We start from the raw sequence: 19,282 nt of genomic DNA, 5'->3' as shown, positions 1-19,282 counted from the left end.
ATAAGTTATACGTTGCGACGCAACATGGCCGCGTGTTGGAGCCCATTTCGGGAGCGCTCTTGTGTTTTGCCGACGCTTCCGCTTTCACTCCGCGCGACCGTCACCGATCCCCATAGCCGTCGAGCCTAGCGATGCGCCTTTCCCGTTATTTTTTGCCGATCCTGCGTGAAGTGCCCCGGGAGGCGGACATCGTCTCCCACCGCCTGATGCTGCGCGCGGGCATGATCCGCCAAGAGGCGGCGGGGATCTTCGCGTGGCTCCCGCTCGGCCACCGCGTGCTCAACAAAATCTGCGCCGTCATTCGCGAAGAGCAGAACCGCGCCGGCGCCATCGAGATGCTGATGCCGACCATCCAGTCGGCGGATCTGTGGCGCGAGAGCGGGCGCTACGACGATTATGGCAAGGAGATGCTACGAATCAGGGACCGGCATGATCGAGAGATGCTGTTCGGCCCCACCAATGAAGAGATGATCACCGACATCGTCCGCGCCTATGTGAAGTCCTACAAGGCACTGCCGCTGAACCTCTACCACATCCAGTGGAAGTTCCGGGACGAGGTGCGCCCGCGCTTCGGCGTCTACCGCTCGCGCGAGTTCCTGATGAAGGATGCCTATTCCTTCGATCTCGACGCGGCCGGTGCGCGGCATTCCTACAACAAGATGTTCGTGGCTTACCTGCGCACCTTCGCGCGCATGGGGCTCAAGGCCATTCCCATGGTGGCGGATACCGGCCCTATCGGCGGCAACCTCTCCCACGAGTTCATCATCCTCGCCTCCACCGGCGAGAGCGAGGTGTTCTGCCACGGCGACTATCTGGAGATGGCGCCGCCCCCGGCGGATGTGAATTTCGACGATGTGGCCGGCCTGCAGAAGGTGTTCGACGATTTCACCTCGCTCTATGCGGCGACCTCCGAAAAGCACGACGACGCGGCCTACAATGCCATTCCCGAGCCCAAGCGCCTGGCCGCGCGGGGCATCGAGGTGGGCCACATCTTCTATTTCGGCACCAAGTACTCCGAGCCGTTCGGCGTGACCGTGCAGGGACCGGACGGCAACGCGCACACGGTCCACATGGGCTCCTACGGCATCGGCCCCTCGCGCCTCGTGGCCGCCATGATCGAAGCCTCCCATGACGACGCGGGAATCATCTGGCCGGACGCGGTCGCTCCGTTCCAGGTGGGTATTCTCAACCTGAAGACCGGCGATAGCGCCACCGATGCGGCCTGCGAGAAGCTTTACGCGGAATTGACCACAGCCGGCTATGACGTGCTCTATGACGATACGGAGGAGCGCGCCGGCGCCAAGTTTGCTACCGCCGATCTCATCGGCCTGCCGTGGCAGATCCTGGTGGGCCCCAAGGGCCTCGCCGACGGCAAGGTGGAACTGAAGCGTCGCCGCGGCGGCGAGCGCGAGCTCATCGCGCCGAGTGACATTCTGGAGAGGCTGAAGGCATGATGGCGAGCGCGTCCTCGGGGGCCAGAAGCGACGAACCCACTGGAACGCGGCCGTTCGCCCCGTTCGAGTGGATGCTGTCGTTGCGTTACCTCCGGGCGCGGCGCAAGGAAGGCTTCATCTCGGTCATTGCCGGCTTCTCCTTCCTCGGCATCATGCTGGGCGTGGCCACCCTCATCATCGTCATGGCGGTGATGAACGGCTTCCGCCAGGAGTTGCTGAGCAAGATCCTCGGGCTCAACGGCCATGTGCTGGTGCAGCCCCTGGAGACGCCCTTGACCGACTATCAGGCCGTCGCGGATCGTATCGCCAAGCTCAATGGCGTCCGCCTCGCGGTGCCGCTGGTGGAGGGCCAGGCGCTGGCCTCCTCCCAGTTCGGCGCCTCGGGCGTGCTGGTGCGGGGCCTGACCGAGAAGGACCTGCGCGGCCTGCCCTCGGTGGCGCACAATGTCCGCTCGGGCACCCTGGAGGGCTTCGACACCGGGCAGGGGCTCGCCATCGGCAAGCGCCTGGCCGACCAATTGTCACTGCGCGCGGGCGACAACATCACGCTGGTGGCGCCGCGCGGGGCGGTGACGCCCATGGGCACCTCGCCGCGCATCAAGGTCTACAAGGTGGCGGCCATCTTCGAGGTGGGCATGTCGGAGTACGACAGCGCCTTCGTCTTCATGCCGCTGCCCGAGGCCCAGGCCTATTTCAACCGCAATGGCGATGTGAACGCCATCGAGGTCTATATCGACAAGCCGGATGATGTGGAGGAATTGCGCGGCGCCATCCAGGCTGCCGCCGAGCGGCCCGTCTATCTGGTGGACTGGCGGCGGCGCAACGCCACCTTCTTCAATGCGCTGCAGGTGGAGCGGAACGTCATGTTCCTCATCCTCACGCTGATCGTGCTGGTGGCTGCGCTCAATATCGTTTCAGGCCTCATCATGCTGGTGAAGGACAAGGGCCACGACATCGCCATCCTGCGCACCATGGGTGCGACACGGGGGGCGGTAATGCGGGTGTTCCTCATCACCGGTGCTTCCATCGGCGTGGTGGGCACCCTCACGGGCCTGCTGCTGGGCGTGGTGGTGTGCCTCAATATTGAGCGTATCCGCCAGTTCATCTCCTGGCTCACCGCCACCGAGCTGTTCTCGCCCGAGCTTTATTACCTCTCGAAGCTGCCGGCGGAGATGAACTTCAGCGAAACCGCCACGGTGGTGGTGATGGCGCTGGTGCTTTCCCTTCTGGCCACGCTTTATCCGTCGTGGCGGGCCGCCCGGCTCGATCCGGTGGAAGCCTTGAGATACGAGTGATGGACCAACCCGCCCGCCGTGTCACAGGCTCGCCCGGAATGCCCCCTCGACCGACTTATGCCCTTGCCCTCGCCGGTGTCGTCCGCCGTTATTCGGAGGGCGAGAGCGCGCTTGAAATCCTGCGCGGGGTGGACCTCGCCATTTCCCAGGGCCAGTCGGTGGCCCTGGTGGCACCGTCCGGTTCCGGCAAGTCCACCTTGCTGCACATCGCCGGCCTGCTGGAGCATTCGGATGAGGGCGAGGTCTTTATCGCCGGTCGGCCCACGGCGCGCCTCGCCGATGCCGAGCGCACCCGCATCCGGCGGCAGCACATCGGCTTCATCTATCAGTTTCACCACCTGCTCGGAGAGTTCTCAGCGCTTGAGAATGTGGCCATGCCGCAGATGATCCGCGGCCTGTCCCACAAGGAGGCCAACGCCCGCGCCAAAGATCTTCTGACTTATCTCGGCCTCGCCGCGCGGCTGACGCACCGGCCGTCGGAATTGTCCGGCGGCGAGCAACAGCGGGTGGCCATCGCCCGTGCCCTCGCCAACGCGCCGCGCTTGCTGCTGGCCGACGAGCCCACCGGCAACCTCGACCCCAAGACCTCCGACCATGTCTTCGGCGCCCTGACCGAACTGGTGCAGGCGACGGGCGTGGCCGCCCTCATCGCCACCCACAATCTGGAGCTGGCCGGGCGCATGGATCGGCGGGTGACCTTGCGGGATGGCAAGCTGGTGGAACTGGCCTGAGGGGTTGGTCTGCGGCCCGGCTATCCGGGGTGGGGCGATCTCATGCGGCGCAGTGTCGCGTTGTGTCGCTCGCAGGCTGACTTTCCTTCGCCGTGACGTCTGCATAAGGGTGCCGCGGTTGCGGGATGCCGGCACTGGTACCAACCTGCCGCTGGCACTGGTCGAGATTTTCGCTATGCTCGTACCGCTATAGGGTGAACCGGCTGCTCGCGGGCGTTTTCCGCTTTATGCTCCTTCAGTTCGCGCGCGCTCCGGTTCAGTTCGCGGCCTTGACGCCGGGCGAGCGCGCGACGTGTCTCAGGTGTAAGTTGCGGTTCCGTGAGCGCGGGGGCTTAGCGAATGCGGCAAATGGGGGTATAGAGGCTGTTGCGAGCCATTTCCCGATTGCGGGATCGCCAGCGACCCCTGATAGTTGAAGCAATTCCGGTGACGCGCGATGCCCCATTGCATTTTCGCCTCGCTGCCTAAGGCGGCGTTTGTCCTTCGTTCTGGTTTCGGCGTGGCGCTTGCGTTGCTCGCGTGCCTCGTTCTGGCGCCCGCGCCCGCGACCGCTCAGTCGGCCGAGGCGGCTGCCGCGCCGGCTGGCGGCGCGGCGCCGGCGGCTTCGGTGGCCGTCCCCCCCCTTACGGCGTCCCCGATCGCTCCTGCGCCCGCCGTCCCGGCTCTCGCCGGTGATGCGGCGGTGCACCCCGAGTCGGGAGCTGGCGCGCATCCTGTGGAGCATGCCGACGCTCCGACCGAGACGATGCCGCCCGACATGGCGCCCTCGACCCTGCCCCACAACCTGTCCCCCTGGGGCATGTTCATGGCCGCCGACATGGTGGTGAAGGCGGTGATGGTGGGGCTGGCCCTGGCCTCCGTGATGACCTGGACCGTATGGTTCGCCAAGTCGCTGGAACTTGTGCTCGCGCGCCGGCAGGTGAGCCGCACCTTGAAGGCGCTGCGCTCGGCCTCGACCCTGGTGGCGGCGTCGCGGGCCTTGCCCAAGGGGCGCGGCCCAGCGCCGGCCACGGTGCATGCGGCCCTCGACGAGTGCGAGATGTCCGAAGGACTGCCGGCCGACGGCATCAAGGAGCGGGTCGCGATCTCCCTGAGCCGGATCGAGGCGGGGGCCGGGCGGCGCATGTCCGCCGGCACCGGCGTGCTCGCCACCATCGGCGCCGTGGCACCATTCGTGGGTCTGTTCGGCACCGTGTGGGGCATCATGAACGCCTTCATCGGCATCTCGAAGGCGCAGACCACCAATCTGGCCGTGGTGGCGCCGGGCATCGCGGAGGCGCTGCTCGCCACCGCCATTGGTCTCGTGGCCGCGATTCCGGCCGTGGTGATCTACAACCTGTTCGCGCGCGCCATTTCCGCCTACAAGGCCCGCCTTGCCGACACTTCGGCCGAGGTGATGCGGCATCTGTCGCGCGATCTCGACCGGGCAAACGAAGCCGGCTCCGCGCGCGATCTGCGCGCCGCGGCCGAGTGACGGGCGCACCCCATGGCCGCGAAGCTCGACCACGGCGGCGACGATCTCGCCGAGAATCACGAAATCAACGTCACGCCGTTCATCGACGTGATGCTGGTGCTGCTCATCATCTTCATGGTGGCGGCGCCGCTCGCCACGGTGGACGTGAAGGTGGATCTACCCACCTCCAACGCCCAGCCGCAGCCCCGGCCCGACAAGCCGATCTATCTGTCGCTCAAGGCCGACCACACCCTCGCCATCGGTGACGTGCCGGTGGACCGCGCGGCCTTCGGGCTCGCCCTCGACAAGGCCAGCAACGCCGACCGCGAGCAGCGGGTGTTCGTGCGCGCCGACAAAGCGGTGGACTACGGCGCGGTGATGGAGGTGATGAACCTGCTGCGCGCCGCCGGTTATTTGAAGGTTGCCCTGGTGGGGCTCGAAGGGCCTCCAGGGCCGGGCGCTCCCGGGGCGGGCGCTCCGTCGGTGCCCGCGACCCTGCCGGCCGCCACGGCGGCCCCAGGCACGGCGCGGTGAGCGCGGTGCATGGGCACGACCTTGACCGGAATCACCTTCGCGATTCCGTCCTCCGCTGGCTGGCCGCGGGGCTGTTGATCGTCGGTGCCCACGCTGTCTTCGTCTACCTGGCCCTGTTCTGGCACAAGGTGGAGTCCGCCGCGGCCCCGCCCGCCGCGGTCATGATCGAGCTCGCGCCCATGCCCGTGAGCGCGCCCTCCCAGACCGAGGACGTGGCGCCCGGTCCCGAGATGATGCAGGCGCCGGTGACCACGCCGGACGCCCCCGACAAGAAGGAGGATGCGCCGCCCCCATCCGATCCGGTGAAGCAGGATGTGGCGCAGGACGTGCCCGAGCTGCCGCCGACGCCGGCCCCGTCCGAGGTGGTGCTGCCGGCGCCCCAGCCGGAGCCGAAGCCGGTGGAGAAGCCGAAGCCCAAGCCGGAAGAAAAACCGAAGAAGGAGGCCAAGCCCACCCGTCGCAAACAGGCGCCGGTGACCTCGGCGGCGCCCCGTTCGGATGCGGCTCCTTCGCGGAGCACGGCGGCCCCCTCGCCGGGTGTGGAGGCCTCGAACTCGCAGGCGCGGGCGAGCTGGGCGGCCATGATCTCCGCCCACCTCAACCGCTTCAAGCGCTACCCATCGGGCGCGGAGGGCATCACCGGCCGTCCGTCGGTGCGGTTCGCGCTGGATGGCTCGGGGCGGGTCACCTCGGTCAGTCTGATCCGCTCTTCGGGCTCGTCCGTGCTCGACGACGAGGCGGTCGCCACCGTGCGCCGCGCCTCGCCCTTCCCGGCGCCGCCCGATGGCCGAGGGGCCAGCTTCAGCGTGCCGGTGAACTTCACGCGTCGCTGAGGGCCACAACCATCGGCCGATTCGCGACCTGCGCGGCGGCCGATGGCGGACCGTGGACGTCTCCTCTTTGCGCTGGTGGCTCCGTGCGGCGCATCCGATGGCTTCGGCAAGCGCGGCGGCCTGTGGGGGCGTGCCGTTTCCGGTGTGGCAGCGGCACGCGCGACGCTGGGGCAGTGACCCTTTACCGGCCGAAGCCCGTCTGATATCGGTTCGCATCAAGGGCGGTTCACATCTGTGACCAAGGCGCTGGTTTGCGATGCGGCTGCTCTACATCCACATAGGCATGCATAAGACCGGGACCACATCCATTCAGTGGTACCTCCACCGGCATGCGCGGACGCTCAAGGGCTATGGGTTTCATGTCCCGCGCGCGGGCCGGATCGCCCCCCGTCTTGCGGGGCACCATAATGTGGCCTGGAGCGTGCTTGGCGATATCCGGGCTCAACCGCACCACGGCAGCCTCGATACGCTTCTGTCCGAGCTCGAGGGGAGCCGCGCCACGCGGGCGATTATGTCCTCGGAAGACTTCGAGTTTCTGGCGGATCGGCCGAGCGATCTCATGCGCTTCGAAGGGCGGATTCTCAGCGCGGGGTGGACGCCCATCTATCTGCTGTTCTTGCGTTCTCCGGGCAGCTACAGCCTCTCCGTGTTTCAGGAATTGCTTCGACATCGCAATCCGGTGCATTTCAGCGCGTTCTCGGATGAGGTGCTGGCGCGCGGCACCTATCGTTCGCGCCATAACCATGTGCTCCATTTGGATTACGACCTGTTCGTCGCCAAATGGCGGGCGGCGACGAAAGGGGAGCTGCGGATCCGCTCCTATGACGTTGCGGCATCGGAACGGGGCATCATCGCTGAGTTCATGCGCGCCATCGATGCGCCGGCACGGCTCGGAGAATTGCGGCAGCTTCAGCTCAACGCCAGCGCAGCCGCGGTGACGGACGACATGAAGGCCACCGCGCGGCAGATCGAGGTGAAATATCTGCCCACCTTCATGCGGCAGACCGGCGAGCGGGTCGTATGAGCCGATCACCCGCGCCGCAAAAGAGGGCGAGAGGGTGATCCAATCCTGGCCCCGGGTGCGGCCGGCGAGCGGTCGCCCACACGCGTGCGACTCCGCGAAGGCCATGGGAAAGGCGCCTGCGGCTCATGGCTCGCCTTCCGAAATGGGGGTAGTGCAGGGCGCGGCCGTTGGCCCCGTCGACCGACATTTTTGGCAAGGTTGGCGTTTCCAGCGTTCCTGCAGGGCGCTCAACCTTGATTCGGGTGCGGGCGATCCTGGCGCTGATCGCGGCGATGGTGGCGGCCGGCGATCTCTCGGGGCGCCTTGTTGTTCTCGGTCCCGCCTGGCCTTGCGACGGGTGTGTCCTCACTGGGTTATCTCCGCACCCTGAAGGCGGGGGAGGCGGCGCGGGTCGCGCCCGTGGACACGCTGAGCGTCGTGCCGGTGCAGGTGGTCGCCCTCGACCTTGGGGCCGCCAGCTTCAGAAGTGGCTGTAGCTGCCGACACCAAGGTCGAGGGGACGGCCGCTCGCGTCCAGCACGTCGAGACCGGCCTCGGTTCGCGTCTCGCCGATCAGCGCCACGGGAACGCCGGCCCGGGCTGCGGCCAGCACGAAGCCATGCACCGCCGTGTGGGGGACGCAGGCGAGGATTTCGTAATCATCGCCCCCGGTCAGGGCCGTCACGCGCAAGGCCGCGTCGTGGCCGACAGCGGTGGCGGCCGCCGCCGACAGCGGCACGCGATGGGCCTCGATGCGCCCGCCGCAGCCGGACGCCGCCAACATCTTGGCAAGGTCGCCGACCAGCCCGTCGGAGACATCCATGGCCGCCGCCGCATGGGCGCGCAAGGCCGGCGCCAGCGCGAGGCGGGGCTGCGGATGGAGGTAGCGGTCGAGCAGGTGCGCGCGCTTGTCGTCGGACAGGCGAGCGAAGGCCTCCCGCTCCGGCGCCTGGCGCAGCAGCAGGCCGAGCGCGGCATCGCCGATGGTGCCGGACACCAGGATCGCCTGACCCGGCCGGGCGCCGGTGCGCGGCACGAACGCCCCCTTGGGCACGGCGCCGAACGCGGTGATGGAGAGCGTGACCGGACCGGGTGTCGATACGGTGTCGCCACCGAGCAGCGGGCAGCCATAGGCGGTCGCGTCGGCGCCGAGCGCGTCGGCGAATGCTTCCATCCAGGCTTCGGGAATGTCCTTCGGCACCGCCAGCGTCAGCAGCGCGCCGAGCGGGTGCGCCCCCTTGGCGGCGAGATCCGACAGGTTCACGCGCAGTGCCTTGCGCGCCACGCTGGCGGGTGCGTCATCCGGGAAGAAATGAACCCCGGCCACCAGCGCGTCGGTGGTCAGGACCAGATCCGTGCCATCGGGGGGCGTCAGCAGGGCGGCGTCGTCCTGGAGGCCGAGCGCTTCCGGAGCGCCGGCCACGGGACGGAAGAAGCGGGCAATGAAGCGGTCCTCTCCCGAGTCCGCCCGCGCGCCGCCCGCCATGTTACGCGGCTCCCGGACCGGAGAACTCGCGCGCCCGCAGCTCGTGGGCGAGGGCATCGAGCACCGCGTTCACCATGCCGGTCTCGTCGCGGTCGAGGAAGGCGCCGGCGACGTTCACATATTCGGCGATGACCACCCGCGCCGGCACATCGGGCCGCGCCAGAAGCTCGAAGGCGCCGGCGCGCAGCACCGCGCGCAGCACCGCCTCCACCCGGCGCAGCGGCCAGCCGCGCGACAGCGCCTTGTCCACCAGCGGGTCGATGGCGCGCTGTTCGGAGAGCACCCCCTCGACCACGGCGCGGAACAGCTTGATGTCCGCTTCCGGAAGCTGGGTGCCCTCCACCTCCTGGCCGAGCCAATGGCTCTCGAACTGGGCGAGGATGTCGTGGATGGGGGTTTGCGCCAGATCCATCTGATAGAGCGCCTGCACCGCGCCGAGGCGGGCCGCGCTCTTCTTCATGGGCCAGGAGGTGGCGGGACCCGAGGCGGCGTCGCTCATCGTTCCAGCCTCCGGCGCAGGCGCACCAGAGAGAGCGCCGCCGCGGCGGCTCCGCCGCCCTTGTCGCCCTCGGAAACGCGGGCGCGCTCCCAGGCCTGGGCCTCGGTGTCCACGGTGAGGATGCCGTTGCCCACCGCCAGGGCGCGGCCGAGGCCGAGATCCATCAGCCCGCGCGCCGATTCGCCGGCCACGATCTCAAAGTGGTAGGTCTCGCCGCGGATCACCACGCCCAGCCCCACCACCGCATCCACCGTCTCGCCCGACATCTCGGCGGCATCGAGGGCAATCTCGGCGGCGATGGGAATTTCAAGCGCGCCGGGCACGGTGATGACAATCACCTCCACGCCCGCGGCTTCCAGCACCGCGCGGGCGCCGGCCAGAAGCTCGTCGGCGAGCGCCTCGTAATAGCGCGCCTCCACGATGAGAACGCGGGCGCCTTCGAGCAGCTCGTCCTTGTCCTGAGAGCCTTCTCTGCGCGTCGTCACCATGTGCTTCGTCTCCGAACTGAGGCGCGAGGCGTACTCGAGCGCGCCGCGCGGCGCAAGCGCGCCGCCTGCGCCTCGGGCGCAGACCTCACCCCCGCTTCTTGAATATACGCCGCGCGCCGGTGTTGGGCGGGATCACATCCGGGGGAACTCGGCAAGCCGTGCCGCATAGCGGGCCATGAGGTCCACCTCGAAATTCACCTTGTCGCCGGGCATGGCGCCACCCCAGGTGGTGACGGCCAGGGTGTGGGGTATGAGCAGGCAGGAAAAGGCGTTGCTCTCCACGGTGTTGACCGTGAGAGAGGTGCCGTCGAGCGCGACCGAGCCCTTGGTGGCCACGAACCGGGCGAGGGCATCCGGCACCTGGAATTCAAAGCGGGTGGTGGCGCCGAGATCCTCGCGCTTCAGCACGGTGGCGGTCGAATCCACATGGCCGGAGACCATGTGCCCGCCCAGCTCGTCGCCGATCTTGAGCGAGCGCTCGAGGTTGATGCGCCGGCGCGGCTGCCACGAGGCCACGGTGGTGATGGCAAGGGTCTCGGGACCGGCATCCACGGTGAAGACGGTCTTGCGCGGGCCGGAAGCGGTGACCGAGGTGACCGTCATGCACACGCCGGAGCAGGCGATGGAGGCGCCCAGCGCGATGGAGGCGGCGTCAAAATCAGTGGCGATGGAGAGGGTCTTGACCTCGCCGCGGGCGTCGGCTGCAACAATGTCGCCCACGTCGGTGATGATGCCGGTGAACATTCAGCGTCTCCACAAGCGCATGAAATGATCGGGACCCAGGTCTTCATGCTCGACTTCGGCAAATCCGACCGGGGCGAAAAGGCGGTTCAGCGGGCGGCCCGCCAGGGCGGGGACGGCGTCCGCGCCGAGCACGACCGGGCTGGTGAACACGGCAACCTCGTCCACCAGGCCCGCATCGAGGAAGGCGGTGGCGGTGGTGGGGCCACCTTCCACCATCAGGCGGGTGACGCCCAGCATGCCCAAGAGCTTCAGCGCGGCAGGCAGGTAAAGCCGGTCCTCGGGGCCGCCACGGGGCACGCGCAGCACCTCGACGCCCCGTTCCGCGAGGGCGGCGGCGCGGTCGGCGGGACCGTCCTCGGCGGTGATGACCCAGACCGGAACCTCGCAGGCGGTGCGCACCAGTGCCGAATCGAGGGGCAGCGCCAGGGCGCTGTCCAGTACGATGCGCACCGGAGAGCGCCCCTCGAAGCCTTCCAGCCGCGTGGTCAGCATGGGGTCATCGGCAAGCACCGTGCCGGCGCCCACCAGGATGGCATCGGCATGGGCGCGCAGGAGATGCGCGCGCGCGCGCGCCTGGGGCCCGGTGATGATCGCCGGGCGCGGGCCGGGCAAGGCCGCCTTGCCGTCCGCCGACACCGCCATTTTGAGCAGGACATGGGGCCGGCCTTCGGTGACGCGGCGGATGTGGCCGGCGTGGTCGGCGAGGGCCTGCTCGGCGCCCACGCCCACCGTCACCCAGATGCCGGCGGCGCGCAGCCGGGCGACGCCCCGCCCTTTCACCCGGTGGTCGGGGTCCTCGATGGCGGCGACCACGCGCCTGACGCCGGCGGCGATCACCGCATCGGCGCACGGCGGGGTGCGACCGTGGTGGGAGCACGGTTCCAGCGTGACGTAGAGGGTTGCGCCGCGCGCGGCCGCGCCGGCCTGAGCCAGCGCCTGCGGCTCGGCATGGGGGCGGCCAGCAGCGGCGGTGGCGGCGGCGCCCACCACGCGGGGGCCATCGGGACCATGCCGCACCACCACTGCCCCGACCGAGGGATTGGGCCAGGTGCGGCCGAGCCCGGTCTGTCCGACCGTCAGGGCCTCGGCCATGAAACGCTCGTCTTCCTCTGGGGAAGCGACCTGAACGGGAACGGGCGACGGGGATGCCATCGGGCCGGTCATTCCATGTCGCGGGCGGGGCGGGCGCCGCTCTTGGCGTCCCCGCGTCCTGGGCCTTCAGAGGCCCCCGCGGCCAGCGCCTCGCCATCGGCGGACAGCTCCGCCAGGGCGGATTCGAAGTCCTTCGCCTCGCGGAAATCGCGGTAGACGGATGCGAAGCGCACATAGGCGACATCGTCGAGCTGCTTCAAGCCCGCCATCACCAGTTCACCGATGGTTTCGGAGGGGATATCGGTGTCGCCCAGGCTTTCGAGCTGGCGGACCACGCCGGTAATCATGCGTTCCACCCGTTCGGCGTCCACAGGGCGTTTGCGCAGCGCCACCTGGACCGAGCGGGCGAGCTTGTCGCGGTCGAACGGCACCCGGCGGCCGGAGCGCTTCACGATCATGAGCTCGCGCAATTGCACGCGCTCGAAGGTGGTGAAGCGCCCGCCGCAGTCAGGGCAGATGCGCCGGCGGCGAATGGCGGTGTTGTCCTCAGTGGGACGGGAGTCCTTCACCTGGGTGTCCAGGCTCCCGCAATAGGGGCACCGCATCTATCATCCGCCTCCGGCGTCACGACTCAGGCGTAGATGGGAAAGCGCTTCAGCAATGCCGAAACCTTCTCGCGCACCGCCGCTTCCACCAGCGAATCCTCGTCCACGCCCTTCTGCGAGAGCACGCCCAGCACCTCGGCGATCAGGTCGCCGATCTGCTGGAACTCCGCCACGCCGAAGCCGCGGGTGGTGCCCGCCGGGGTGCCGAGGCGCACGCCCGAGGTCACGAACGGCTTCTCGGGGTCGAACGGAATGCCGTTCTTGTTGCAGGTGATGTGGGCGCGGCCCAGCGCCGCCTCGGACACCTTGCCGGTGAGGCGCTTGGGACGCAGGTCCACCAGCATGAGATGGGTGTCGGTGCCGCCGGAGACGATGGCGAAGCCGTGACCCTTGAGGGTCTCGGCCAGCGCCTTGGCATTTTCCACGACATTCTTGGCGTAGAGCTTGAATTCGGGCCGCAGCGCCTCGCCGAAGGCCACCGCCTTGGCGGCGATGACATGCATCAGCGGGCCGCCCTGGATGCCGGGGAAGATGGCCGAATTGATCTTCTTGGCCAGATCCTCGTCATTGGTCAGGATCATGCCGCCGCGCGGGCCACGCAGGGTCTTGTGGGTGGTGGTGGTCACCACATGGGCATGGGGGAACGGGCTCGGGTGCGCGCCGCCGGCCACGAGGCCCGCGAAATGGGCCATGTCCACCATCAGCAGGGCGCCGACGCTGTCGGCGATCTGCCGCATCTTGGGGAAGTCGATGATGCGCGGATAGGCCGAGCCGCCGGCCACGATGACCTTCGGCTTGTGCTGGTCGGCGAGGCGGGCGACCTCTTCATAATCGATGTGCTGGTCGTCCTGGCGCACGGTGTAGGGCACCGCCTTGAACCACTTGCCGGACATGTTCACCGGGGAGCCGTGGGTCAGGTGGCCGCCGGCCGCCAGATTGAGGCCGAGAAAGGTGTCGCCGGGCTGCATGGTGGCGAAGAACACGCCTTGGTTCGCCTGGCTGCCGGAATTGGGCTGCACATTGGCGAAGGCGCAGCCGAACAGCGTCTTGGCGCGCGCGATGGCGAGGTTCTCGGCCACATCCACGAACTGGCAGCCGCCATAATAGCGCTTGCCGGGATAGCCTTCCGCATACTTGTTGGTGAGCACCGAACCCTGCGCTTCGAGCACCGCGCGCGAAACGATGTTCTCCGACGCGATCAGTTCGATCTCATCGCGCTGGCGACCCAGTTCCGCGTCCACCGCGCTGGCGATCTCGGGATCGGTCTCGGCGAGCGAGGCGGTGAAGAAGCGGTTGTGTTCCTCCGAAATGGAGGCGGGGTTCGCGTCCTGCGAGGCCATGGCAGGTCTCCGATGATGTCGGGGTACTACGGTCTATCGGCGGGGAGGTGTCTGACGAGAAGAGCCCCGGCCGAACGGGTTCCTGCGCTTATCACACGGCTCGCGCGCTGTCCAAAGTCGATTGGGCGTGAGGGTCGTGCTGCGGGTGGTAATTAGGTAAAGCTTCAGGCGCGCGGGCAGTGGTGCCGTCAGGTTTTCGTCACAGTTCATGAATTTTCTTCATGGGTGGTCACGCGGAGGGAATGACCCGTGCGATTCTGTTGACCGGTCCCGGTCGGCGGGTGTCTTCTTCAAGGTCCCATCCCTGTCCCGCCGAGAGAATGCGTCCGCCATGTCCGACCTGGGCTTTGTCCATCTGCACGTCCATTCGGCCTATTCGCTGCTCGAGGGTGCGCTGACCATCGGCAAGCTGGCGGACTTCCTGAAGGGCGACGCGCAGCCGGCGGTGGCCCTCACCGACACCGGCAACCTCTTCGGCGCGCTGGAGTTTTCGGAAAAGATGGCGGGCGCGGGCATCCAGCCCATTCCCGGCGTGTCGCTGGCGGTGGACCTGCCGGATCTGCCGGGATCGCGCGGCGTCATCCGTCCGCGAAAGCCCCGCCTCGTGCTGCTGGCGCAGAAGGAGGAGGGCTGGCGCAATCTGATGCGCCTCGTCTCCCGCTCCTATCTCGAGACCCCGAGCGATGAGGAGCCGCGCATTCTCCTCGATTGGCTGGCCGAATCGTCGGGCGGGCTGATCGCCCTCAGCGGCGGGCCGGCGGGTCCGCTCGACCTCGCGCTGGCCGCCGGCCAACTCGATGTGGCGACGGAGCGGCTGGACAGGCTGAGCGGCATCTTCGGCGACCGGCTCTATATCGAGCTGCAACGCCACGCCACCGACGCCGAGCGGCTTGCCGAGCCGGCCCTGATCGATCTGGCCTATGACCACGGCCTGCCCCTGGTGGCGGCAAATGAGCCCTTTTTCGCCGCCCAATCGGACTACGAGGCCCACGACGCCCTCATCGCCATCGCCGAGAGCAAGATCGTGGCGGACGGCGACCGCCGGCGGCTGACACCGGAGCACCGCTTCAAGACCCAGGCGGAGATGCTGGAACTGTTCGCCGATTTGCCCGAGGCGACCGCCAACACCATCGAGATCGCCAAGCGCTGCGCCTATCGGGTGCGCACGGTGAAGCCGATTCTGCCGCGCTTCACCACCGCCGACGAGAAAGAGGCGGGCATGGACGCGGAGGCCGCCGAGGCGGCCGAGCTGGAGCGCCAGGCCAAGGAAGGGCTTGTCCAGCGGCTCGCCAAGCACGGGCCGGCGGAGGGGCTCGACGTCGCCGCCTATGAGGAGCGGCTCGCCTACGAGCTGTCCATCATCAACCGCATGAAGTTTCCCGGCTACTTCCTGATCGTGTCGGACTTCATCAAATGGGCCAAGGCCCATGGCATTCCGGTGGGGCCGGGGCGTGGCTCGGGCGCCGGATCGCTGGTGGCCTATTCGCTCCAGATCACCGACCTTGATCCCCTGCGCTTTCATCTGCTGTTCGAGCGCTTCCTGAACCCCGAACGCGTTTCCATGCCCGACTTCGACGTGGACTTCTGCCAGGAGCGCCGCGACGAGGTGATTCATTATGTGCAGGAGCGCTACGGCCGGGCCCAGGTGGCGCAGATCATCACCTTCGGAACGCTCCAGGCGCGCGGCGTGCTGCGCGACGTGGGGCGCGTGCTGGAGATGCCCTACGGGCAGGTGGACAAGCTCTGCAAGCTGGTGCCCCAGAATCCCGCCCACCCGGTGACGCTGAAGCAGGCCATCGAAGACGAGCCGCGGCTTCAGGCCGCGCGTGACAGCGAAGAGGTGGTGAAGCGCGCCTTCGACATCGCCGTGAAGCTGGAGGGGCTCAACCGCCATGCCTCCACCCACGCGGCGGGCATCGTGATCGGTGACCGCAAACTGCATGAGCTGGTGCCGCTCTACCGCGATCCGAAATCGGACATGCCGGTTACCCAATATAATATGAAGTGGGTGGAGCAGGCCGGTCTGGTGAAGTTCGACTTCCTCGGCCTCAAGACCCTGACCACCATCGACAAGGCGGTGAAGCTCATCCACCAGCGCGGCATCGAGCTGGACATCTCCAAGATCCCGCTCGACGACGAAAAAACCTACGCCATGCTGGGCAAGGGCGAGACGGTGGGCGTGTTCCAGGTGGAAAGCGCGGGCATGCGCCGCGCCCTCGTGGACATGAAGGCCGACCGCATCGAGGACATCGTGGCGCTGGTGGCCCTCTATCGTCCGGGACCCATGGCCAACATCCCGGTCTATTGCGACTGCAAGCACGGGCGCGCCCAGCCCGACTATATCCACCCCAAGCTCGAGCCTTACCTGAAGGAGACGTTCGGCGTCATCATCTACCAGGAGCAGGTGATGCAGATCGCCCAGGCGCTGTCGGGCTACTCCCTGGGCGAAGCCGACCTTCTGCGCCGCGCCATGGGTAAGAAGATCCGCGCCGAGATGGACAAGCAGCGGGCGCGCTTCGTGGATGGCGCCATGAAGGGGGGCGTCGAGAAGGCGATGGCGGACCAGATCTTCGATGTTCTGGCCAAGTTCGCCGACTACGGCTTCAACAAGTCCCACGCGGCCGCCTATGCGCTGGTGGCGTACCAGACCGCCTGGCTGAAGGCGAACTACCCCAACGAGTTTCTTGCCGCCTCCATGACCATGGATATGGGCAACACCGACAAGCTGGCGGAATTCCGCCAGGAGGCGCAGCGGCTCGGCATCAAGGTGGTGCCGCCTTCGGTCAATCGCTCGTTCCGCGAGTTCGCGGTGGAGCAGGGCGAGATCATCTACGCCATGGCCGCCATCAAGGGCGTGGGCGGGGCGGCGGTGGATGCGCTGGTGGCGGCGCGCGCCGGGCGGCCCTTCAAGAGCCTCGCCGATTTCGCGTCGCGGCTGCCGGTGAAGATGCTGAACAAGCGCACGCTGGAAAGCCTGATGGCCGCCGGCTGCTTCGACGAGCTGGAAAAGAATCGGGCGCGGGCCTTCGCCGCCCTCGATTCCATCGTCGCGGAAGCGCAGCGGGTGGAGGCCGATGCCCAGTCCGGCCAGAACGACATGTTCGGCTCCGGCCCGGTGGCGGCGAAGCTGCCCATTCCGGAGGTGGCGCCCTGGCTGCCGGCGGAGCGGCTGCAGAAGGAATATGACGCGGTGGGCTTCTTCCTCACCGGCCATCCGCTCGACGATTATGCGGAGGCGCTGAAGAAGCTGCGGGTGCAGACCTTCGCCGATTTTTCCCGCTCGGTGCGCGCGGGCGCGGCGGCCGGACGGCTCGCCGCCACCGTGGTGTCGCGCCAGGAGAAGCGGACCAAGTCGGGCACCCGCATGGGCATCATCGGCCTGTCTGATCCCTCCGGCACCTTCGAGGCGGTGATCTTCTCCGAGGCGCTGGCCCACAACCGCGACCTGCTGGAGCCGGGCACGCCGCTGCTGATGATGGTGGGCGCGGAGCTGAACGGCGAGGATGTGCGGGTGCGCATCAATTCCTGCGAGCGCCTTGATGAGGTGGCCGCCCGCGCCCACAAGGCGCTGCGCATCTTCGTGCGTTCGCCCGACCCCCTCGACGGCATCGCCAAGCGCCTGGAGGCGGGCGTGGGGGGCGCCAAGCGGGACGGTGACGTCAGTCTCGTCTTGCTCATGGACGACGGCAAGGCCGAGGTCGAGGTGCGGCTCGATGGCAAATATGCGGTGTCGCCGCAGATCGCGGGGGCGCTGAAGGCGATTCCCGGCGTCGTGGCGGTGGAAGCGGCCTGATTTCGGCGGGGTGGGCACCCGCCGGCGTCACATCACTGTTCCCGATGCGGTGATACCGGCACCGCATCTGTGATGCAGCCATGGCGGAGGGAATTGTGCTTCACTGGAAACGGTTCGGACGGACGAGTGCGCTGGCTCTGGCGCTGATGGTTCTGGGTGGCGGCTGGGCGGCCGCCGGGCCTTTGAAGATCGCCTTCGTGGACACCGGAAATACCGGCCGCTCCATTTCCGCCGAGACCATCGCTCGGATCTATGCGCTCTCCCATGATGTCGACGCCCGGTTCATCTCCCGCGGCGTGAACGTGAACCCGTATTTCGTGCGGGTGGAGGGCTATGCCCAGATGCTCTGGGCCCAGCGCGGCGTCGATCTGTCGGCCCATGAGGCGCAGCAGCTCATCGTGCAGGACGTGACCCATTCCGATCTGATCCTGGCGCTGTCGGCCGAGCACAAGGCCCACATCATCGAGATGTTCCCCCAGGCCGCAGGCAAGACCTTCACCATCGCCGAATATGCCGGCAACGGCGCCCACGACGTCGCGGATGCCTGGCAGCAACCCCTGCCGGTCTATGAGAACATGCTCGCCGAGCTGAATGCGATGGTGCCGCGCGTGGTCGACAAGGCGGTGGCCGCCGCCGCCCAGAAGGCCAAGCCCTGAGAGGCTCCACCGGTGCGCGAAGGGGAGGGGACGGCGGCGCCAGCGCGGTCGCCCCAGCCTTTTCGCCTGCCGTTTGCGTGCCCTTGCCCTTTCGCGCGCCTTCCCCTATAAGCCGCGCCATCCCGCACGCGGACATTCGGCCCTATGGCCATCCGGTGCCCTCGCATCCTGTCGGATCGGGGGTACGTCCGCGGAGGTTCAACCGGAGAGATAAAATGGCGCTTCCCGATTATTCGATGCGTCAGCTTCTGGAAGCTGGCGTGCACTTTGGCCATCAGGCCCACCGTTGGAACCCCAAGATGGCCCCGTACATCTTCGGCGTTCGCAACAACATCCACATTCTCGACCTGTCGCAGACCGTGCCCGCGCTGCATCGCGCGCTTCAGGCCGTGTCCGACACGGTGGCCCAGGGCGGCCGCGTGCTGTTCGTCGGCACCAAGCGCCAGGCGGCCGACCAGGTGGCCGACGCCGCCCGCCGCTCGGCCCAGTATTTCGTGAACCACCGCTGGCTCGGCGGCATGCTCACCAACTGGAAGACCATTTCCAACTCCATCGCCCGGCTGAAGAAGCTGGAAGAGACCCTGGCGGCGCCGGAAGCCTCTTCCGGCTACACCAAGAAGGAGCGTCTCACGCTGTCGCGTGAGAAGGAGAAGCTGGAGAAGGCTCTCGGCGGCATCCGCGACATGGGCGGCCTGCCGGATCTGCTGTTCGTGATCGACACGAACAAGGAAGACATCGCCGTGAAGGAGGCCCAGCGCCTCGGCATCCCGGTGGCGGCCATCCTCGACACCAATTGCGATCCGGACGGCATCGCCTTCCCGGTGCCCGGCAATGACGACGCCGGTCGCGCCATCCAGCTGTATTGCGATCTCATCGCCCGCGCCGCCATCGACGGCATCGGCCGCAGCCAGAGCGATCTGGGCATCGACATCGGTGCCGAGGACGTGCCGCTGGCCGAGGAGCTGCCGGCTGAAGGCGTGTGGATGACGTTCGAGCCTCTGTCCGGTCCGCGCGGCGTCGCCGACGACCTGAAGAAGCTCACCGGCGTCTCCCCCGAGATCGAGCAGAAGCTGAACGAACTGGGTGTGTTCCATTTCTCGCAGATCGCCGGCCTCGATCAGATCGACGCCGACCGCATCGGCGACGAGGTGGGTCTGCCCGGCCGCGTGGACGGCTGGATCGCCCAGGCCAAGGAGCTCTCCGCCGAGGCCGAATGATCTCGTCGCGAGGCTGAAAACGAATCAAGGATAATTGGGGGCGCGGGGCGTCCCCGGCG

Annotated in this window: 17 protein-coding genes; 10 read left to right on the top strand and 7 right to left on the bottom strand. The window is 67.8% G+C overall.

What is annotated here, in order from left to right:
- Nucleotides 1–131: 131 nt before the first annotated feature.
- From proS to HUW53_RS11335, 7 genes are all read left to right on the top strand, one after another.
- Nucleotides 132–1,454, top strand: a complete 1,323-nt coding sequence (proS, locus tag HUW53_RS11365) for a proline--tRNA ligase (protein WP_237345878.1) — start codon at nt 132–134, stop codon at nt 1,452–1,454.
- Entirely contained in the window at nt 1,454–2,749 is a 1,296-nt protein-coding gene (locus HUW53_RS11360; protein WP_237345907.1) for a lipoprotein-releasing ABC transporter permease subunit, read from the top strand. Before proS ends, HUW53_RS11360 begins: the two co-directional genes overlap by 1 nt.
- A gap of 38 nt (nt 2,750–2,787) precedes the next feature.
- Nucleotides 2,788–3,480: an ABC transporter ATP-binding protein gene (locus tag HUW53_RS11355; protein WP_237345877.1), complete on the top strand. Its 693-nt coding sequence runs from the start codon at nt 2,788–2,790 to the stop codon at nt 3,478–3,480.
- Between the two features lie 757 nt (nt 3,481–4,237).
- Nucleotides 4,238–4,954 carry a tonB-system energizer ExbB gene (gene exbB / locus HUW53_RS11350; protein WP_370877853.1) on the top strand — a complete coding sequence of 239 codons (717 nt, stop codon included), beginning with the start codon at nt 4,238–4,240 and terminating at the stop codon, nt 4,952–4,954.
- Nucleotides 4,955–4,966: 12 nt separating this feature from the next.
- Nucleotides 4,967–5,467, top strand: coding sequence for a TonB system transport protein ExbD (gene exbD, locus HUW53_RS11345; protein WP_237345875.1), 501 nt, complete (start codon nt 4,967–4,969; stop codon nt 5,465–5,467).
- Nucleotides 5,464–6,300 (top strand): energy transducer TonB family protein, encoded by an 837-nt coding sequence (locus HUW53_RS11340; protein ID WP_237345874.1) that lies wholly within the window; start codon nt 5,464–5,466, stop codon nt 6,298–6,300. Before exbD ends, HUW53_RS11340 begins: the two co-directional genes overlap by 4 nt.
- A gap of 421 nt (nt 6,301–6,721) precedes the next feature.
- The gene (locus tag HUW53_RS11335; RefSeq protein ID WP_237345873.1) at nt 6,722–7,324 is read left to right on the top strand and encodes a hypothetical protein; all 603 of its coding nucleotides are present in this window, start codon (nt 6,722–6,724) and stop codon (nt 7,322–7,324) included.
- A 460-nt stretch (nt 7,325–7,784) separates the two neighbouring features.
- Here HUW53_RS11335 and thiL read toward each other — a convergent pair whose 3' ends face one another.
- The 7 genes from thiL to glyA form a co-directional block, all read right to left on the bottom strand.
- Complete coding sequence (gene thiL / locus HUW53_RS11330) at nt 7,785–8,789, bottom strand: thiamine-phosphate kinase (protein WP_237345872.1); 1,005 nt, start codon at nt 8,787–8,789, stop codon at nt 7,785–7,787.
- A 1-nt stretch (nt 8,790) separates the two neighbouring features.
- Nucleotides 8,791–9,288, bottom strand: a complete 498-nt coding sequence (gene nusB / locus HUW53_RS11325) for a transcription antitermination factor NusB (protein WP_237345871.1) — start codon at nt 9,286–9,288, stop codon at nt 8,791–8,793.
- Nucleotides 9,285–9,776 (bottom strand): 6,7-dimethyl-8-ribityllumazine synthase, encoded by a 492-nt coding sequence (ribH, locus tag HUW53_RS11320; protein WP_237345870.1) that lies wholly within the window; start codon nt 9,774–9,776, stop codon nt 9,285–9,287. The genes nusB and ribH overlap by 4 nt, the downstream gene beginning before the upstream one ends.
- A 132-nt stretch (nt 9,777–9,908) precedes the next feature.
- The gene (locus tag HUW53_RS11315) at nt 9,909–10,520 is read right to left on the bottom strand and encodes a riboflavin synthase (RefSeq protein WP_237345869.1); all 612 of its coding nucleotides are present in this window, start codon (nt 10,518–10,520) and stop codon (nt 9,909–9,911) included.
- Complete coding sequence (gene ribD / locus HUW53_RS11310) at nt 10,521–11,672, bottom strand: bifunctional diaminohydroxyphosphoribosylaminopyrimidine deaminase/5-amino-6-(5-phosphoribosylamino)uracil reductase RibD (protein ID WP_272904199.1); 1,152 nt, start codon at nt 11,670–11,672, stop codon at nt 10,521–10,523. It abuts the gene before it with no gap.
- 8 nt (nt 11,673–11,680) lie between these two features.
- On the bottom strand, nt 11,681–12,217 hold the full coding sequence (nrdR, locus tag HUW53_RS11305; RefSeq protein WP_237345867.1) for a transcriptional regulator NrdR: 537 nt from the start codon (nt 12,215–12,217) through the stop codon (nt 11,681–11,683).
- Nucleotides 12,218–12,243: 26 nt separating this feature from the next.
- Nucleotides 12,244–13,557: a serine hydroxymethyltransferase gene (gene glyA, locus HUW53_RS11300; protein WP_237345866.1), complete on the bottom strand. Its 1,314-nt coding sequence runs from the start codon at nt 13,555–13,557 to the stop codon at nt 12,244–12,246.
- Between the two features lie 331 nt (nt 13,558–13,888).
- Here glyA and dnaE point away from each other — a divergent pair, with 331 nt between their 5' ends.
- The 3 genes from dnaE to HUW53_RS11285 all read left to right on the top strand — a co-directional run bounded on the left by dnaE (nt 13,889) and on the right by HUW53_RS11285 (nt 19,223).
- Complete coding sequence (dnaE, locus tag HUW53_RS11295; RefSeq protein WP_237345865.1) at nt 13,889–17,350, top strand: DNA polymerase III subunit alpha; 3,462 nt, start codon at nt 13,889–13,891, stop codon at nt 17,348–17,350.
- Between the two features lie 80 nt (nt 17,351–17,430).
- A complete protein-coding gene (locus HUW53_RS11290; protein ID WP_237345864.1) occupies nt 17,431–18,006 on the top strand; it encodes an arsenate reductase/protein-tyrosine-phosphatase family protein in 576 nt (191 codons plus the stop codon).
- A 215-nt stretch (nt 18,007–18,221) separates the two neighbouring features.
- Complete coding sequence (locus HUW53_RS11285; protein WP_237345863.1) at nt 18,222–19,223, top strand: 30S ribosomal protein S2; 1,002 nt, start codon at nt 18,222–18,224, stop codon at nt 19,221–19,223.
- Nucleotides 19,224–19,282 lie beyond the last annotated feature (59 nt).

The sequence above is a fragment of the Xanthobacter agilis genome (assembly GCF_021730435.1).
In the GTDB taxonomy this organism is placed as follows: domain Bacteria; phylum Pseudomonadota; class Alphaproteobacteria; order Rhizobiales; family Xanthobacteraceae; genus Xanthobacter; species Xanthobacter agilis.
This window is presented reverse-complemented; position numbering and strand designations above follow the sequence as displayed.

Coding starts and splice junctions, on each gene's coding strand:
- proS (WP_237345878.1), top strand. CDS start 132: ATGCGCCTTTCCCGTTATTTTTTGCCGATCCTGCGTGAAGTGCCCCGG.
- HUW53_RS11360 (WP_237345907.1), top strand. CDS start 1,454: ATGGCGAGCGCGTCCTCGGGGGCCAGAAGCGACGAACCCACTGGAACG.
- HUW53_RS11355 (WP_237345877.1), top strand. CDS start 2,788: ATGCCCCCTCGACCGACTTATGCCCTTGCCCTCGCCGGTGTCGTCCGC.
- exbB (WP_370877853.1), top strand. CDS start 4,238: ATGGCGCCCTCGACCCTGCCCCACAACCTGTCCCCCTGGGGCATGTTC.
- exbD (WP_237345875.1), top strand. CDS start 4,967: ATGGCCGCGAAGCTCGACCACGGCGGCGACGATCTCGCCGAGAATCAC.
- thiL (WP_237345872.1), bottom strand. CDS start 8,789: ATGGCGGGCGGCGCGCGGGCGGACTCGGGAGAGGACCGCTTCATTGCC.
- nusB (WP_237345871.1), bottom strand. CDS start 9,288: ATGAGCGACGCCGCCTCGGGTCCCGCCACCTCCTGGCCCATGAAGAAG.
- ribH (WP_237345870.1), bottom strand. CDS start 9,776: ATGGTGACGACGCGCAGAGAAGGCTCTCAGGACAAGGACGAGCTGCTC.
- HUW53_RS11315 (WP_237345869.1), bottom strand. CDS start 10,520: ATGTTCACCGGCATCATCACCGACGTGGGCGACATTGTTGCAGCCGAC.
- ribD (WP_272904199.1), bottom strand. CDS start 11,672: ATGGCATCCCCGTCGCCCGTTCCCGTTCAGGTCGCTTCCCCAGAGGAA.
- nrdR (WP_237345867.1), bottom strand. CDS start 12,217: ATGCGGTGCCCCTATTGCGGGAGCCTGGACACCCAGGTGAAGGACTCC.
- glyA (WP_237345866.1), bottom strand. CDS start 13,557: ATGGCCTCGCAGGACGCGAACCCCGCCTCCATTTCGGAGGAACACAAC.
- dnaE (WP_237345865.1), top strand. CDS start 13,889: ATGTCCGACCTGGGCTTTGTCCATCTGCACGTCCATTCGGCCTATTCG.
- HUW53_RS11290 (WP_237345864.1), top strand. CDS start 17,431: ATGGCGGAGGGAATTGTGCTTCACTGGAAACGGTTCGGACGGACGAGT.
- HUW53_RS11285 (WP_237345863.1), top strand. CDS start 18,222: ATGGCGCTTCCCGATTATTCGATGCGTCAGCTTCTGGAAGCTGGCGTG.